This is a genomic window from Erwinia sp. V71, assembly GCF_965644245.1.
GTDB lineage: Bacteria > Pseudomonadota > Gammaproteobacteria > Enterobacterales > Enterobacteriaceae > Erwinia.
The window spans coordinates 13302-30620 of record NZ_CBFFRK010000048.1; the positions used below are offsets into that span (position 1 = coordinate 13302).

The window sequence follows — 17319 nt, forward strand, 5'->3', positions numbered from 1 at the left end:
GCAGGTATTTCCGGTGCAGATCAGCGCAGGTGAGACGATTCGCTTCTATGATGCTGGCAAAGCCAGCGACTTTGTTGCACTGATGGCAAAGAGTATGCCGATCAACGGGCGGCAGACTTACCAGAATGAAACCATCATCGATAATCAGCTGGTGATTAATCCCCGGAAACATAATAAAAATCGTTTCACCCGCTTCGGGCATGAATACCGGATTATTCTCGGCTCCGCGAGCCAGAATGTTTTTTCGCTGAAACATAGCGATCTGCTGGAAAATTCGCTGCTGAATAACTTCGTGGCACTCTTGCTGGCGGAGGTGGATACGCTGTTCCGCTCTGACAGAGAAATCATACTCAGTTATACCGTTGAATTATTCACCACTATCGTGACACTGATACATCTCTACGTGCTGCCTCCGGCTTTTGTTTCTGCCCAGACAACACGTTCCGCCAGCGCCATGTTGTATAACAGCATCAGTAACTGGAAAACGGGTGCCACGCTGACCGTGTCCGGAATTACCCTGCCGAAACTGATTGAAGGGGCTTACAGTGACAGAACCGAGGATGTCATCAGAGCCAATATTGAAGCCGTGCTCAGTCTGTTTGGCGAAGCCGTGAGCGCAATGCTGAATAAATATGCCTCGCGCGTGATTGTTGGCTTATTTCACCAGGCAGGCAAACCCATCAGGCTGACCTATCGCCAGTTACCTGAGGCGATAAGAAACGCGATTGCACGTTATGCGAAACGCTTCCATGGCGCTTATACGCGCTTTATTTACCGTTCACTGGAATTATCCGTGGATGCCACCACGCCTGCATCCAGGCAATATGATTTTCCGTTTATTGATATCAAAGCCCCGGCCCCCGTCAGAAAAGTCACTCAGGACTTTGGTGATTTGACGACATTATTGCAGTCTGAAATGAAAGGCATGCCCGACCCCGCAGTGGTGCTGAAAGACAATAAACGCCTGCCGGAGATGGTGCGGCAGTATATGCAAAAGCATGCTTACCAGGCTGATATTGGTGAAGTCTCGTTATGGAGCAGCCTGGCTGACCGTAAACCGCGCAAATATTATGTGGTGCGGGTGAAATCGCCCGCCCCGGAACGGGGTTCGCTCTACGCCGAGACGGAAGATATTATTATTGATTGCTCTGAAGTCAGTTTTTCGGACAACCGCTGGCGCGGGCAGGCCATTACGGGGGAAGATCGCTGGCGCAGCCATATCGCGACATTGCCTGATAATAAGGATATGGCGATTGACGTCGAATGGTTCCGCAATATGCAGCAGGTTAAAGCGAAATTAACGTCGTTAATGTCGGGGCACCCCTTACAGCTGGTCTCTTTTATTAATACTGCTGCCATCCGGCCGTTTTGGGTGAAAAAAGTGGTGGCGAAAACGGCGCTGGAACGCCTTGCCCAGCGGCAGGTCGCCGAAGTGCAGCGCATCTGGCGCTGGCAGATCGAAGAAGCGGCGAAAGCCAGTAAAATTGCCGTCAGTGATTCGCTCAGTTTAAAGCTGTCTCATCTGTTTTCCCGTCAGATGGTGGCCGAACTGGATTCGCTGGGGAACGTGTTACATACCTTTATTTCCCGTCCCATCAGTAAACAGCCGGTCAGCCTTCCTCTGACGAATATTGTGCTGGCAGGTATCGATTTACGCGGTATCAGCAGCGATAACCAGGGAAATATCACGCTGTTCAATTTCGCCGCTGAGGCGGATGAGATGCGCGATGAGCGTATTCAGGGGTATACACCACAGCAACTGGTGGACGCCGGGCTGGCGGCGCAAGCCAGCAAACTCTACGCTCCGCAGGTTGATGAACGTTACAGTGGCTACAGTAACGTCAGCGACAGCCAGCGGGTGAAAAAGCGTTTTGCCGCTCTGCAGAGAAATCACCACTGGCTGGAACAAAGCATTCAGCCCGTCGCGGCGAAAATGGACGAACATCCGCTAAAATCGCCTGATGTCACTTACCTTGTGCCGCTGATTCTGGGGCTGGACCGCAGCCGCATCCCGTCGCAGATTGACAGTCATCACCGCCTGGCGACCACGCTGCCGGTCGCCGCGCTGCGCTTTGTGCTTGCGCCGGAAGAAGACGTGGAGGATATCCGTGAGATCTTCTGCAATCTGCTGGATAAACCGATTCCGGTAAGTCCGTTACTGGCGGAAAATGTGCCCGCGGTGAACCAGACGCTGGAACTGGCGAATGGCTATGCTTTTTTCCCCGATCTGGAGCCGTCGCTGCAGGCAGCGAAATATAAATATTACCAGCCGTGGCTGGCCATTATTGATTTGCAGGCGGAGAGCGGACAGATTACGGCAGAAGCGGCGGCCAGCTTACGGGAACACACGGCGGCAGATAATTATGCCCAGTTTGTGGCTCACTCGCCGCGGGTGGTGTCCAGTCTGGACGATATCAAGGCGATTGAACCCGGCGCCCGTATTGCGCTGCTGGATATGAGCGCGGGTCCCGGTGAGCCGCCGCTCTGCCATGCCATGATCATGGTGGAAGAGGGCGCGGCGGTCGGGCTCAGTAATCATCTGATTGGCGGGCAACTTGGCTGGGAAAAACATTATCTGGCGACGCTGCCGTGGCGTCAGGATGCGCAGTCAGGTTTTGTGGTCGAGGTCAACGCCCGCAAATTCAGAATGATCGCACAGCAGACCACTGTGCCACCGCCCGCTGTTGTCACGCGCCTGACGCAGACGCGCTGGTCGCTGGAGAATAGTCTGGTACTGGAACAGGCGGAGATGTATGCCGCGCATCCCGCCAACTGGCAGCGTGGCCTTTATCCGCAGGGTGACAGCGGCTGGGGGGCGCTGATTCAGCTTTACCAGAAAAGCGGGGCGATGACGCTGAACCGGATGAAAACACTGATTTCATCGCTTGCGCCAGACCGTTATCAGACGTTACTGGCTGACGGTTCGCAGTTAATTCGCAGCTATCGCGAACTGCTAAGCGCGCCTGCCGGTGCACATCTGTTACTCACTGAACAGTATGAAACTGACGGGGTGCGCCACGCTGCGATGGTGCACGCCATGATTATCAGCCAGCCAGGTCAGGCGATTGGCTTTGATAATCAGATTATCGGCGGTGGCGGTGGCTGGGAGCGGGTAGCTCTCTCTCGGCTGAATTTTCACCAGGACACCCGCAGCGGGCTGATGATCGACGAGGGTAAACGTCGCTTCCATCTTATTATCACCCCGCGTCCGGCGCTGGGTGATACCGGGCTGGCCGGGTGAAGTGAGGCGGAAAATCCTGCGGCCGGACAGCACCCGCCGCAGGATTTTCCCGGGATATCAGGCCTGTTTTTCCTCTTCATGCAGCGAAATGTCGGCTTCATGTGCGGTCGGCACATTACTTTGTAACGCGCGACGAATGACAAAGAACGCCGAAACCAGCATTGTGACCGCCACCAGCATAAAGAAGCCGCACAGCACCGCGTTAATCTGGTTACTCATCACAATGGTCTGCATATCTGCCACGCTTTTTGCCGGGGCGATCACCACACCCTCTTCGATCCCTTTAGCAAAACGTCTGGCCTGCGCCAGAAAACCGATGGCCGGTTTTTCGTGGAAAATCTTCTGCCAGCCTGCCGTCATCGAGGTAATAAACAGCCAGACCGTCGGCAGAATGGTGACCCAGGCATAGCGCTGTTTTTTCATCTTAAACAGCACCACGGTGCCGAGGATCAGCGCCATCGATGCCAGCATCTGGTTACCAATACCAAACAGCGGCCACAGCGTGTTAATACCGCCCAGCGGGTCGACCACGCCCTGATAGACAAAGAAGCCCCAGCCCGCCACTGCGACGGTGGTACCCGCCAGATTGCCCAGCCAGGAGCGGTTGTTCGCCAGCGATGGCACCACGGTGCCCACCAGGTCCTGCACCATAAAACGACAGGCGCGCGTCCCGGCATCCACGGCGGTGAGAATAAACAGTGCTTCAAACAGAATGGCGAAGTGATACCAGAACGCCATCATCGAGCGATTATTAAAGATCTCAGTAATGATATGCGCCATACCGACTGCAAACGTCGGTGCGCCGCCCGCGCGGGAAAGGACTGACGCTTCACCCACATCATTAGCGATGGCGGTCAGCGCTTCCGGGGTGATGATAAAGCCCCAGCTGTTAATCACCTGCGAGGCATTCTCCACCGTGGTGCCAATCAGCGCCGCCGGAGAGTTCATGGCGAAGTAAACGCCAGGATCAATCACCGAAGCACAGATCAGCGCCATAATGGCGACAAACGACTCCATCAGCATCGCACCGTAGCCAATAAAGCGGATATGGCTTTCGCGTTCCACCAGTTTGGGCGTGGTGCCGCTGGAAACCAGCGCATGGAAGCCGGAAATCGCGCCACAGGCAATGGTGATAAACAGGAACGGGAACAGCGCGCCGGAGAACACCGGACCACTGCCATCAATAAAGCGCGAAATCGCCGGCATCTTCATTTCCGGTGCGGCAAAGACGATGCCGATGGCGAGGCCAATGATCACGCCGATTTTCAGGAAGGTGGAGAGATAATCACGCGGTGCCAGCAGCAACCAGACTGGCAATACGGAGGCGACAAAACCGTAAATCACCAGCACCAGCGTCAGCGAGGTGCCTTTCAGGGTGAAGAATGGCCCCCAGTAAGGATGCTGGGCGATATCGCCACCGTAGACAATCGCTGCCATCATCAGCACAAAGCCGATAATCGACACTTCAGCGATTTTCCCGGGCCGCAGGAAGCGCATATAGACGCCCATCAGCAGTGCAATCGGAATGGTCGCGGCGATAGTAAACAGCCCCCACGGACTGTTGGCCAGTGCTTTCACTACCACCAGCGCCAGCGCGGAGAGAATAATGATCATCACGCCGAGTGCGCCAAGCATGGTGACCACGCCAGCGAAATGGCCCAGTTCCTGACGCGCCATTTCGCCCAGCGAACGGCCATCGCGGCGGGTGGAGATAAACAGCACCAGGAAGTCCTGCACTGCGCCCGCCAGCATCACGCCAACCAGAATCCAGATGGTGCCCGGCAGAAAGCCCATCTGCGCCGCCAGAATCGGGCCAACCAGCGGTCCTGCCCCCGCAATCGCCGCGAAGTGATGCCCGAACAGTACCCAGCGATTGGTGGGGACATAGTCCAGGCCGTCATTTAACCGCAGCGCCGGAGTGCGGCGTCGGTCGTCCAGTTCAAACACTTTACGCGCGATAAACAGGCTGTAGAAACGGTAAGCAATGCTGTAGCAGGATACCGCTGCCACCACCAGCCACACAGCGTTGACCGGTTCACCACGACTGAGCGCCAGCATGCCAAAGGCAAACGCGCCCAGTAACGCCACGGCTAACCATATCGCCACGGTTTTGACGTTTTTCATCACATACTCCTTGTTGAACCAACGGAAACTGCAAGGAAGTCACGACTTAAACATAATGTAAAACTTTGTTAGCGATAGTAAATGGTTGGAAAAATGTGAAGTTTTATACGTTTTCAGGCAGAGAAAAACAGGAAGAGCGGAGAGTGCGGGATAACGACCGTTATCCCGCAGAGGTAAAGCGTTATGCCGCCGGGCGCGCCACGATGCTGCGCGTTTCCATGCGGACTTCAGCGATGGTGACGTCAATCACGTCAGTGACGCGATACGCCACTTCGCCTTTGATCTGTACGGTGCCGGTTTCCTGGCTGCAGACCATTTCATCACGTACTGCGTGAATGAACGGTGCCGGGATAAAGGCCACTGCGCCGTTATCCAGCAGGCGCACACGCATGCCACCGCGTGAGATATCGATAATCTCCGCGCTGAAACGGATGTCGGTGCCTGCCGATTTCTGCAGGAAGCGGGAGTAGAGCCAGTCACCCACATCACGTTCCGCCATGCGGTTCAGACGGCGACGCTCACCCATTCTTACCGTGACGTCATCGGCCGGACGGGCAATCTCTTCACCTTTGATAATCGCTTTCAGCAGGCGATGGTTGACCATGTCGCCGAACTTACGGATTGGTGAGGTCCAGGTGGCATACGCTTCCAGGCCAAGGCCGAAATGCGGGCCGGGTTCGGTGCTGATTTCCGCGAATGACTGGAAACGACGGATACGGCTGTCGAGGAACTGCGTCGGCAGGGCATCCAGCTCGCGGCGCAGGTTACGGAAGCCTTCCAGCGTGGTAATCGCGGTGGCATCGACTGTCACACCGTTGGTTGCCAGAATCGCCGCAGCCTGTTCAGCGTTGACGCTGTCAAAGCCGAGGTGAATGTTGTAGATACCGAAGCCCAGCTTATCGCGCAGCACGACAGCGGCGCAGATATTGGCGGTGATCATCGCTTCTTCAACGATACGGTTGGCAATACGGCGCGGTTCCGCGACGATATCCAGCACTTCACCTTTTTCACCCAGCAGGAAGCGGTAGTCCGGGCGATCTTTAAACACCAGCGCATGCTTCTGACGCCATTCGCCGCGTGCCAGACATAATTTGTGCAGCAGGCGGATCTGATCAGCAATCGCCTCAGACTGCGGCTGCCAGCTTCCGGTGTTTTCCAGCCAGTCAGAGACGTCGTCGTACACCAGTTTGGCTTTCGACTCGATCCAGGCGGCGAAGAAGTGAATATCGTCAGCCAGCGTACCGTCGGCGGCGACCGTGACACGGCAGGCCAGCACCGGGCGGCGCACATCAGGGCGCAGGGAACAGATATCATCCGACAGCTGGCGTGGCAGCATCGGGATATTGAAGCCTGGCAGGTAGTTGGTGAACGCGCGCTGTGCGGCGATGTTATCCAGCTCGCTGCCTGGCGTTACGTATGCGGTCGGATCGGCGATGGCAATGGTCAGTTTCAGGCTGCCATCGGCATTCTCTTCCACATACAGCGCATCATCCATATCTTCGGTGCTGGCGCTGTCGATGGTGACAAATGACAGGGCGGTCAGGTCTTCACGCGTCAGCTGCTCATCCTGCATGTCGCTGGCGCTGGCTTCCGGTGCTTCACGCTCCAGATTGTGGCGTGACAGGGTGACCCACCACGGCGCCAGATGGTCATCCGCAGTGACAATAAATTCGGTCAGTTCGGCATAAAAGCCGCGATCGCCTTTCAGCGGGTGGCGACGCATTTCGGCCACTGCCCAGTCACCGGCCTGGAAATCGTGCTGCACACCACGCTCTGCACGGCAGGGGATGGCATCTTTTAACAGCGGATGATCGGGGACAATCGACAGGCGGTCATCTTTTTTCTGCACGCGGCCAACAAAGCGCGTCAGGAATGGCTCAACCAGTTTTTCCGGCTCGACAGTTTCGCGATCTTTATCGGTCTGCACAACGGCAACTACGCGATCGCCATGCATCACTTTCTTCATCTGCGGTGGCGGAATGAAGTAGCTTTTCTGTGCGTCGACTTCTAAAAAGCCGAAGCTTTTTTCTGTGCCTTTTACCACACCCTCAACACGCGGCGTCTGGGAGTGGAGCTTCTCTTTAAGCTGCGCGAGCAGCGGGTTATCCTGGAACATAATCAGTTATTTTCGTGGCCTAAGAGCGGCAGACAGTTTTACGCGATTAACCGCCTGCGGGCAAGGGTGAATTGCGCTTTGGGCGGTGATTCCACCCGTGGCGTGGCGCAAAAAAACAAGAGGGCCTGCACTGGCAGACCCTCTTCTCCGTTACAACGAACAAATATTACGCAATGCGCTGGCTGGCAACCGGCTGCGAGCGGGTGATTTTCACCGGCACCGACTTGGAGGTCGGCGTGCCGCTGATGTCACCGTAGCTGGACAGCGGTACCAGCGGGTTGGTTTCCGGGTAGTAGGCTGCCAGGTTGCCACGTGGAATGTTGTAGGACACCAGCTTAAAGTTGTGCACTTTACGGGTGATGCCGTCATTCCACAGCGTTTCGATATCGACGCTCTCGCCTGCCTGCAGACCGAGTTCCGCCAGATCATCCGGGTGAATAAACAGCACTTCGCGCTGCCCGTACACGCCACGATAACGGTCATCGAGGCCATAAATGGTGGTGTTGTACTGGTCGTGCGAACGCAGTGTCTGCAGGGTGAACGGCACATCGGTGTCACCCAGCTGCGGGAACAGCGAGTCCGGCAGGGCCGCCGCGCTGAACTGTGCTTTGTTATTCAGGGTGTTAAAGCGTAATTCCGCCGCGGCGTTACCGAGGTAGAATCCACCCGGTTTTTCACACTGCTGATTAAAATCTTTAAAGCCCGGAATGGTCGCGGCGATATGGTCACGGATTTTGTTGTAATCACTCGCCAGATCCAGCCAGTCCAGTTTGTCGCTGCCCAGCACTGCGTTGGCGATACCGGCCACAATCGCGGTTTCTGAACGCTGCGTGTCGGCAATCGGTTTACCCACGCCTTCTGAGGCGTGCACCATGCTGAAGGAGTCTTCCACGGTGATGAACTGCGGGCCGCTGGCCTGGATATCCTGTTCGGTACGTCCGAGGGTAGGCAGGATCAGCGCATCGACACGTCCCGGCACCAGGTGGCTGCGGTTCAGCTTGGTGCTGATCTGTACGGTCAGGCCGCAGCGACGCAGTGCTTCTTCGGTACGCGGGCTGTCCGGTGCGGCGGCGGCCAGGTTGCCACCCAGCGCAATCAGCACTTTGATCTCATCACGCAGCATCGCTTCCAGCGCTTCAACGGTGTTATGACCGATTTCGCGTGGCGGTTCGAAGCCGAAATGATTGCCCAGTGCATCGAGGAATGCCTGGCTTGGCTTCTCATCAATACCCATGGTGCGGTTACCCTGCACATTACTGTGGCCGCGCACCGGGCACAGACCTGCGCCAGGTTTACCCAACTGGCCAAACAGCAGTTGCAGGTTAACAATCTCGCGTACGGTATCGACCGAGTGTTTATGCTGAGTCACACCCATCGCCCAGGTACAAATCACACGTTCAGCGCTCTGATAGATAGCCGCTGCTTCACGCAACTGCTGCTCGCTGAGACCAGACTGCTGCTCGATTTTCGCCCATTCTGTGGCTTCAACCTGCGCCAGATAGGCATCAACGCCCTGCGTATTGGCGGCAATAAAGTCCTCATCAAACAGGCCTTTTTCACCGGCGGCGACACGTGCTTTATGGGTTTCATTCAGCGCTTTGACCATCCCGCGCACTGCGGCCATATCGCCGCCGAGATTTGGCTGGTAATAGGTAGAACTGATGGTGCCGGCCATCGGCGTGATCACTTCCAGCGGCTTTTGCGGGTCAGCAAAACGTTCCAGACCACGTTCACGCAGGGTGTTAAACGTGACGATTTTTGCGCCGTGATCGGCAGCGTGGCGCAGGCTGTGCAGCATACGCGGGTGGTTGGTGCCCGGGTTCTGACCGAAGACAAAGATCGCATTAGCCTGATCGAAATCCTGCAGGCGGATGGTGCCTTTACCGACACCAATACTGCGCTTCAGGCCGCTGCCGCTGGCCTCGTGGCACATATTCGAGCAGTCAGGGAAGTTATTGCTGCCGTGCATGCGACCAAACAGCTGGTAAAGCCATGAGGCTTCATTACTGGCGCGGCCGGAGGTGTACAGCTCCATCTGATCTGGATTATCCATCGCCTTAATATGTTGCGCGATTAACGCGAAGGCATCGTCCCAGCTGATCGGTTCGTAATGGTCGGTTTCGCGGTTGTAGCGCAGCGGCTCTGTCAGGCGTCCCTGGTACTCAAGGAAGTAATCGCTCTGCTGGTACAGCTTAGTGACGCTGTGTGCTGCAAAGAATTCGGCATCGACAAAACGACGGGTCGCTTCCCAGGTCACGGCTTTCGCGCCGTTCTCACAGAAACTGAAGGTACTTTTGTTGTCATCGCCCCACGCGCAACCCGGACAGTCAAAGCCTTTGGCTTTGTTCATGCGCATCAGGTTGCGCATGTTTTTCAGTACTTGCTTACTGTCGAAAACGAAACGGGTGGTGGCTTCCAGTGAACCCCAGCCGCCAGCAGCGGCCTGGTAAGGTTTAATTGCTGATTTAAATTTCATAATGGCTGCAGGTATTGTTTCTGAGTTGTTAATAAATTATTACCGCTTTCGCGCAAAGTCTGCGACTGTTAGCAAAAATTGTCTAATTGATTGCCTGAATGGTGCGATAGTTACGGTTTATCGTGGGGCGGGTTAAATTGTGACCGCCATCAAGTTTTGCTCTCCCTCCCGTCGCCATAAAGGGCGGCTAATGAATTTGTTGGCTAATAATTATTCTTTTGGAGAATAATCCAGAGGCGGATAATGAAACAGTTAGCCAGTCAGGTTCATGTCTTCGGTAAGGCGCTGATGATGCCGATCTCGGTGATTGCGGCTGCCGGGATTTTCCTCGGTGTCGCCGCCGCGTTGCAGAATCCGGCGATTACCGGCGACGCCTTCGCGCAGTTACAGACGCCACAGCTGATTATTGGTTTTATCCGCAAGGTCGCCGGGGCACTGTTTGCTAATCTGCCGGTATTTTTTGCCGTCGCCAGTGCCATCGGACTGGCAAAGGCGGAGAAACCCACTGCTGCTTTTGCGGCGGTGATTGGTTTTATTGCCATGCATGTCGGCGTCAGCGCGACGCTGGGCGCGCAGGGGTTAACAGCGGCGACGACCACGGCGGAGGCGCTGCAAAAAGCAGGGATGGATCAGACCACGGCGATGATGACCTCGGCGGAATATATCGCGATGCTGGGGATTTTTACCTACAACATGAGCGTGCTGGGAGGAGTGATTGCCGGGCTGGTGACGGTGGTGCTGCATAATCATTTTTATACTCAGCAACTGCCGACGGCGATCAGCTTCTTCGGCGGACGGCGCTTTGTGCCGATTGTTACGGTGCTGGTGTTGCCGCTGGTCGGGGTGCTGCTGGCGCTGGTCTGGCCGACGATTGGTGCGGCTATTGCCTGGGTCGGCGAGCTGATCGGCAAGAGCGGGCAGTATGGCGCGTTTCTTTACGGCACGTTTGAACGGCTGCTGATCCCGACCGGTCTGCACCATATTCTCAATGAAACCGTGCGTTTTACGCCGATTGGCGGCATCGCCACGGTGGATAATCAAAGTATTGTCGGTGCGCTGAATATCTTTAATGCCGCACTGACTCATCCCGGTTTAATTCCTGATGAGATTGTTCGCACGGCCACGCGTTTTCTGGCGCAGGGGAAGATTCCGGTGATGATGTTTGGTCTGCCCGCGGCAGCGCTGGCGATTTACCATTGTGCCCGCCCGGAGCATAAGCAGCGGGTGAAGGCGCTGGTGTTGGCGGGTGCACTGACCTCTTTTACCACCGGGATTACCGAGCCACTGGAGTTCTGCTTTATTTTCGTTTCGCCGCTGCTGTATATCCTGCATGCACTGCTGAGTGGTCTGTCATTTATGCTGATGTCCGTGATGCATCTGATGATCGGCAATGTGCAGGGGGGCGCGATTGATCTGGTGGTATTTGGCATTCTCGGAGGCAGCAAGACGCAGTGGTGGTGGAGTGTTGCGCTGGGCGCGCTTTATGTGCCGATCTATTACTACAGTTTCCGCTTCGTTATCCGCCGTCTGAATGTCGAGACGCCGGGCCGTGAATCTGACGATGCCGAGGCCGCAGCGCCGGTTGATGCCAGTGAGCGTACCAAAGTGATTATCAGTGGTCTGGGCGGTGAGGCGAATATTGAGGATGTCGATTGCTGTTTCACCCGTTTACGTGTGCGGGTGAAGGAGATGAAAGAGGTGGTGGATCAGACGCTGATGACCACCGGGGCGAATGGCGTTAATCGCGTCAGTGACCATGATGTGCAGGTGATTTATGGTCCGCAGGTGGAGAAAATCGCCAGGGAAGTGAAAACGGCGCTTGGGGTGGGGTGACGTTGCCTGATTGATCGAGATACATCGGGGCGACCATGCCGCGGTCCTGCGCGGACAAGCCGCTGCGGAGCCACCGGCACGTTTCCCCGAAATCCAGGCTTTTTGTGTTGCCTGTTGCTGAACATTTGTGGGTTCGAGATACATCGGGGCGACCATGCCGCGGTCCTCCGCGGACAAGCCGCTTCGGAGCCATCGGCACGTTTCCCCGAAATCCAGGCTTTATGTGTTGCCTGTTTTTTTATTGTCTGTGGGTCGAAGATGTTTAGTGGTTACGCGAGAATGCGTTCTGCCCAGACACTCACATCATCGCCACTGCCCAAATCGGCCTGAACCAGCCCGTTGACCAGGAACGTTGGCGAAACGTGGATACCGTTCTGGCGTGAATATTTGCAGTGCCATTTAATGTCATTCTGCAGTTCAGGGCGGGCAAAGGCTTCCGCCAGTCTGACGCCGCTGTAGTGCTCGATGCGTTCGATAATCTGCTGTGGCGTGGTGTCCATATTCGGGCCGCTACAGTGGTCGGTGAACTCAAACTCTTCACGGTGATCGGCTACCGCCTGCAGCACTTTACGTGCGGCGGCTTTACCTTCCGCCAGGGTAGACGCCGCAAGAATAGCGCGCACAATCACACCGGAATAGAGGTGCCACGGCTGCGATTGCAGACGGATTTTGACCGTCACCTTGTCTTCGCCCACCAGCGCCAGCAACGCGTCCAGCTTATTGAATGCACGTACCGAAAACGGGCAGGTTGGTTCCAGAAAAATTTCGAATACCGCCGGTCCGTGTCCCCAGACCAGAGGTTGTGCGTTTGTTTGGCTCATCATAACTCCTGTGAGTGAATATCGTGCGTCTGGCTGGGTGTTCAGGCTGTGTGAGCCGCGTTTTCCACTTTGACAAACGCCGCGTACAGCGTATCCGCATTAAGCTCAACCGGCAAATAGTGAATCGACTCCACCGGGCGCAGGGTGTGAGCGATAACCTGATCCAGCGCCGCGCGGTCCTCAATATCCACCTCCAGCTGGGCGAGCGTGGTTGGCAGGTTAAAGCGCTGGTAAGCCGCAATCAGCTGCGCCAGCACATCGTCCTGACCGAGCAATGCGCTCTGGACCAGAATGCCATACGCCACTTTGGTGCCGTGCAGGAATTTGTCGGTCTGTGGCAGCACGGTCAGGCCGTTGTGGACAGCATGCGCGGCCGCAATACGGGTGAAACGCTCGCCCAGCCCGCCGACCATACCACCGCCAGCGATAATGGCATCCACCACATCGCGGAAGGCCAGCGTCAGTTCGCCACGTTGCTGATCTGCCAGCGCCGCTTCACTTTTTTCCAGCAGCACATCGCGGATTGCCAGTGCGGCATCAATCCCCAGTCGCACAGTCAGTGGCAGCGTCTCAGGTTGTGGTGCCAGCACCACCGCCTCGTACCATTTCGCCAGCGTGTCGCCGATACCGGCCAGCAGATATTCCATGGGTGCTTCAAGGATGATCTGCGGTTCCACCAGCACCAGATGATTGGCATCATTGAAGACTTCGAAATGCAGTGCCTGGCCAGCATCGTTATACCAGACCGAAAGCGGCGTCCAGGCGGCGCAGGTGGCGGCAATGGTTGGAATCGCGACCAGCGGCAGGCCCAGTTTACGTGCCAGCGCTTTGGCGCTGTCGAGCAGCGCACCGCCGCCGACACAAATGACCACGGAGCGATCCGCTCCGGCATCCTGTGCCAGATGATCGACATCACGCTGGCTGCAGTGGCCCTTAAACAGTAAACGTTTCGCACCTGCCGCGTTAAACGATGCAGGCAGGAAAGGTCGTGCGGCAGCGATAGCACGCTCGCCATAGACCCAGACCGCACGTGACAGCGCGTCTTCGCTATACAGTTCACCCAGACGTGACAGTGCGCCGGGATGAGAATAGTAGTTGGCGGGGCCGGGAACGACGCGGATATCTGTGTTGCTCATGGTAAGTCCTTGTGTGTAAGTCGTGGAGGCGGTACTGCAGAAAAACGGACCGCTGGTAACCTGATTAAACCGATGTTATATATAGACATCCAGATGGCTAATAACTTTTGGTTTTATCTTATGCTATTTCAGTTATTGCTGTTAAGCGGCGGCTGTGAAAAATTCGCTAAATCAAGTTATTATTCACCGCGGTTACTGCTCGCTGGAAGCAATGATCGCCTGTATTGTCCAGCGACCACCATCACATCAGACAGGGAATTATAATGAAAAAATTTTCGCTCTCTTTACTGGCTTTAGGACTGTTTAGCGCACTGCCTGCTTTCGCTGCCACACCGGCGCCGATCCCGGCGGCGATTGCTAATCATGACGGCCCAATCCGCATCGCCGTGATCCGTAACCTTGGCTCAGACGACAACACCACTCAGTTTGTCGCAGGCGCGGTGCAGGAAGGCAAAAAGCTGGGCTTTAAAGTGAGCACTTTCCTCAGTAATGGTGATGATGCGCGTTTCCAGGACTTTGTGAATCAGGCGATTAGCCAGAAATATGACGGCATTATTCTGTCACAGGGCCGTGACCCGTATGCCACTCAGCTGGTAAAACGTATCAGTGATGCGGGTATTGCGGTGTCGGTGTTCGATACCGCAGTAACGGGCACAATCCCGGGTGTGACGGTGACGCAGCAGGATGACGCCTCACTGACCAATCACTCTCTGGGCCAGTTAATCAAAGATTTCAACGGCAAAGCCAATATTATCAGACTGTGGGTCGCCGGTTTCCCGCCAATGGAACGTCGTCAGGCTGCTGCTCAGGCGCTGCTGAAGCAGAATCCAGGCATTCATGAGCTGGAATCCATCGGCGCGGTCTCTTCTGATGTGCAGGGCGATACCGCCAACAAAGTCGGCGCGGTGCTGGCGAAATACCCGAAAGGCAAGGTTGACGCTATCTGGGGTACCTGGGATGCTTTCAGCCAGGGCGCTTATAAAGCGCTGAAAGAGAATGGTCGTACTGAAATCAAACTCTACAGCATCGATATTTCCAACCAGGATCTGCAACTGATGCGCGAAGCAGGCAGTCCGTGGGTGGTGAGTGTGGCGGTGGACCCGAAACTGATTGGCGCAACCAACGTGCGTCTGGTGGCGAACAAGATTGCCGGCGAACCGACGCCAGCCACCTATGACTTTAAAGCTGCCGCGATTCCACAGGCACTGCTGGCCAGCCAGCCAGGCCCGGTAAACGTTGCGTCACTGGGTAAAATCATCCCAGGCTGGGGCCAGACCGAAGACTTTATCGCACCGTGGTTCGCGACGCTGGAAGCGAAAAATAAAAAGTAATCTTTAAGGAGCGGTTATGAGTATTGAGTTACCGCGTCCCGAATTCAGCCGCAATATGCGGCTGATCGGCCACAGCGACCAGGGCGGACGCCCGGATGGCGTCCAGCTGATGGTGCATCGCGGTTTTGCTTATATCGGCCATATGGTGTCGCAGGGTTTTTCCATCGTCGATGTGCGCGATGCAAAGAATCCAAAAGCTGTCGGTTATGTTGCGGCACCGCCTGGAACCTGGAATGTGCATCTGCAGGCGCATGACGATCTGCTGCTGGTGATTAATGCCCGTGACCTGTTTGCTGATGTGCGTTTCGCCGATGAAAAGGTGTATTACACCCGTTCGGTTGGCGATACCGTGCGTGATGTCAGCGAGAAGGGCTGGAGTGCCGGACTACGGGTGTTTGATATCTCGACGCCGGATAAGCCACGTGAAATTGGCTTTCTGTCGCTGGAAGGGATTGGTATTCACCGTATCTGGTATGTCGGCGGGCGCTGGGCGTATGTATCGGCACTGATCGATGGCTTCACCGACTATATCTTCCTCACTATCGATCTTGCTGACCCGCGTAAACCGGAAGTGGCTGGGCGATGGTGGTTGCCGGGCATGAACGAGGCGCAGGGTGAAACACCAGACTGGCCTGAAGGTAAGCGTTATGCACTGCATCACGCGATTATCAGTGGCGATACGGCATACGGCTGCTGGCGTGATGGCGGTCTGACCATCCTGGATGTCAAAGATCGCACACAGCCGCAGCTGATTAGTCATCGCAACTGGAGTCCACCGTTTGGTGGCGGCACCCACACTGCGTTGCCACTGCCGGATCGCGATCTGCTGGTGGTACTGGATGAAGCGGTGCTCGATAATCAGGAAGATGGTGAGAAACTGATCTGGCTGTTCGATATTCGCGAACTGTCAAACCCGGTCAGTATCTCTACTTTTCCGCAGCCTGATGAGACGGATTATGTGGCGAAAGGGGCGCATTTTGGCCCGCATAACCTGCATGAAAACCGGCCTGGCAGCTTTATCAGTTCCACTCTGATCTTTGCCACTTATCAGAATGCCGGTGTACGTGCTTACGATATCAGTAATCCGTATCGGCCGGTGGAAACCGGCGCACTGGTGCCCGCGGCGCCAGCGAAAATGATGGACACCCGTCCCGGACGGCCGCAGGTGATTCAGTCCTGCGATGTGTTCGTTGATGCGCAGGGGATTATCTACAGCACCGACTATAACGGTGGCTTGTCGATTATTGAGTATCTGGGGTAACTCGTTCCCCCTCTCGTGCGGGAGGGGGAATCTGCTCGTATCGTTGTCTGTTACTGCGCTTATTGCGCACTGACCACTATTTTGTACAGTTCGTACAATCCAAACACCAGGCTCGGTAAACCAAGAATCCAGAGAATAATGGCGAGCTTTTGGTCTTTTAGTTTGCCATCCAGATTAATGGCCTGGTTCTCTATCTTCTGTTCCAGAAATTGCGTGCGATGTTCAATTTTGTCGTCAAGGCGATCAAGTCTGGCATCAAATCGCTGCGACTGCATTTCAAGTCTGGCTTCGAACAACTGACCCTGGTGGTCAATTTTGTCATTCAGCTTTTCCAGCTGCGCACCAAACATCACCGTCTGATGCTCAATCAGCGAGACCAGTTTCTGCGACTGCATGTCAAAACCATCGGACACTTTCTGCATCTGGCGGCTAACGCCATCAGCCTGCTGCTCCAGCTTCTCGTCAATGTGCATAACGGCACCGTGTAAACCCGAGAGTGTGGTTTCAATGGCATCAACGTGCTGCTCCAGGCGATCTAACCTTCCTGTCATACTGGCGCCTCCATTCATTCGGCGTAGGCTATTACTCATCCCGACACGGCTTTCTCCTGGCCGCCAGGAACAGATATCTGACGAAAAGTGGTAAGGCAAACAGAGTGGGTTTGTCATTTGTTATTGCTCTCATCCATGAAAATTGTCGTTGTGCCAGCGGTAACGCTGAGACGCTTTCCTTTCAAATTATACTCATTCAATTCATTGTAAAATAAGGATAATTTTATTCTGCTCATTTAGCGAACAGTACATTATTGGCTTTTCTTTGTCCAGTGGGAAAATGGCATTAAAAACGGCGGGAAAGAGTGATATTCTGGTGAAAAATCAAATAAATGCCTTATCGATAATTTGATGGCGGATTCAAGTTCGAAGTGCAACGCTAAGCCGCCTGTCTTAACTCTGCAAAGACCACTGAAGGCTGCCGGAACC

At 55.3% G+C, this 17319-nt stretch carries 10 protein-coding genes; 4 read left to right on the forward strand and 6 right to left on the reverse strand.

The genetic code is table 11. The features are described 5' to 3' along the window. The first annotated feature begins 13 nt into the window (after nucleotides 1–13). A complete protein-coding gene (locus tag ACSZO1_RS11935) occupies nucleotides 14–3241 on the forward strand; it encodes a hypothetical protein (protein ID WP_437612786.1) in 3228 nt (1075 codons plus the stop codon). A gap of 57 nt (nucleotides 3242–3298) precedes the next feature. Here ACSZO1_RS11935 and ACSZO1_RS11940 read toward each other — a convergent pair whose 3' ends face one another. From ACSZO1_RS11940 to ACSZO1_RS11950, 3 genes are all read right to left on the reverse strand, one after another. Continuing rightward, nucleotides 3299–5365, reverse strand: a complete 2067-nt coding sequence (locus ACSZO1_RS11940) for a carbon starvation CstA family protein (RefSeq protein ID WP_437612787.1) — start codon at nucleotides 5363–5365, stop codon at nucleotides 3299–3301. A gap of 181 nt (nucleotides 5366–5546) precedes the next feature. Beyond that, on the reverse strand, nucleotides 5547–7481 hold the full coding sequence (locus ACSZO1_RS11945) for an exoribonuclease II (protein ID WP_437612789.1): 1935 nt from the start codon (nucleotides 7479–7481) through the stop codon (nucleotides 5547–5549). A 166-nt stretch (nucleotides 7482–7647) separates the two neighbouring features. Next, nucleotides 7648–9957: an FdhF/YdeP family oxidoreductase gene (locus ACSZO1_RS11950; protein WP_437612791.1), complete on the reverse strand. Its 2310-nt coding sequence runs from the start codon at nucleotides 9955–9957 to the stop codon at nucleotides 7648–7650. 243 nt (nucleotides 9958–10200) lie between these two features. On the opposite strand from ACSZO1_RS11950, the gene ACSZO1_RS11955 reads away from it, so the two are divergent. Next, the gene (locus ACSZO1_RS11955; RefSeq protein WP_437612793.1) at nucleotides 10201–11790 is read left to right on the forward strand and encodes a PTS transporter subunit EIIC; all 1590 of its coding nucleotides are present in this window, start codon (nucleotides 10201–10203) and stop codon (nucleotides 11788–11790) included. A 269-nt stretch (nucleotides 11791–12059) separates the two neighbouring features. On the opposite strand, the gene ACSZO1_RS11960 is transcribed toward ACSZO1_RS11955, so the two are convergent. After that, nucleotides 12060–12611 (reverse strand): DsbA family protein, encoded by a 552-nt coding sequence (locus ACSZO1_RS11960; RefSeq protein WP_437612795.1) that lies wholly within the window; start codon nucleotides 12609–12611, stop codon nucleotides 12060–12062. Between the two features lie 41 nt (nucleotides 12612–12652). Next, nucleotides 12653–13747, reverse strand: coding sequence for an oxidoreductase (locus ACSZO1_RS11965; protein ID WP_437612797.1), 1095 nt, complete (start codon nucleotides 13745–13747; stop codon nucleotides 12653–12655). A 263-nt stretch (nucleotides 13748–14010) separates the two neighbouring features. On the opposite strand from ACSZO1_RS11965, the gene ACSZO1_RS11970 reads away from it, so the two are divergent. Together ACSZO1_RS11970 and ACSZO1_RS11975 are read left to right on the forward strand one after the other, a co-directional pair. Continuing rightward, nucleotides 14011–15078, forward strand: coding sequence for a sugar ABC transporter substrate-binding protein (locus ACSZO1_RS11970; RefSeq protein WP_437612799.1), 1068 nt, complete (start codon nucleotides 14011–14013; stop codon nucleotides 15076–15078). 16 nt (nucleotides 15079–15094) lie between these two features. Then, nucleotides 15095–16339, forward strand: coding sequence for an LVIVD repeat-containing protein (locus ACSZO1_RS11975; protein ID WP_437612801.1), 1245 nt, complete (start codon nucleotides 15095–15097; stop codon nucleotides 16337–16339). 59 nt (nucleotides 16340–16398) lie between these two features. Here the strand turns inward: ACSZO1_RS11975 and ACSZO1_RS11980 are convergent, their stop codons facing one another. Then, nucleotides 16399–16890 (reverse strand): hypothetical protein, encoded by a 492-nt coding sequence (locus ACSZO1_RS11980; RefSeq protein WP_437612802.1) that lies wholly within the window; start codon nucleotides 16888–16890, stop codon nucleotides 16399–16401. Between the last annotated feature and the right edge of the window lie 429 nt (nucleotides 16891–17319).

Coding starts and splice junctions, on each gene's coding strand:
- ACSZO1_RS11950 (WP_437612791.1), bottom strand. CDS start 9,957: ATGAAATTTAAATCAGCAATTAAACCTTACCAGGCCGCTGCTGGCGGC.
- ACSZO1_RS11945 (WP_437612789.1), bottom strand. CDS start 7,481: ATGTTCCAGGATAACCCGCTGCTCGCGCAGCTTAAAGAGAAGCTCCAC.
- ACSZO1_RS11955 (WP_437612793.1), top strand. CDS start 10,201: ATGAAACAGTTAGCCAGTCAGGTTCATGTCTTCGGTAAGGCGCTGATG.
- ACSZO1_RS11980 (WP_437612802.1), bottom strand. CDS start 16,890: ATGACAGGAAGGTTAGATCGCCTGGAGCAGCACGTTGATGCCATTGAA.
- ACSZO1_RS11975 (WP_437612801.1), top strand. CDS start 15,095: ATGAGTATTGAGTTACCGCGTCCCGAATTCAGCCGCAATATGCGGCTG.
- ACSZO1_RS11940 (WP_437612787.1), bottom strand. CDS start 5,365: ATGAAAAACGTCAAAACCGTGGCGATATGGTTAGCCGTGGCGTTACTG.
- ACSZO1_RS11960 (WP_437612795.1), bottom strand. CDS start 12,611: ATGAGCCAAACAAACGCACAACCTCTGGTCTGGGGACACGGACCGGCG.
- ACSZO1_RS11970 (WP_437612799.1), top strand. CDS start 14,011: ATGAAAAAATTTTCGCTCTCTTTACTGGCTTTAGGACTGTTTAGCGCA.
- ACSZO1_RS11965 (WP_437612797.1), bottom strand. CDS start 13,747: ATGAGCAACACAGATATCCGCGTCGTTCCCGGCCCCGCCAACTACTAT.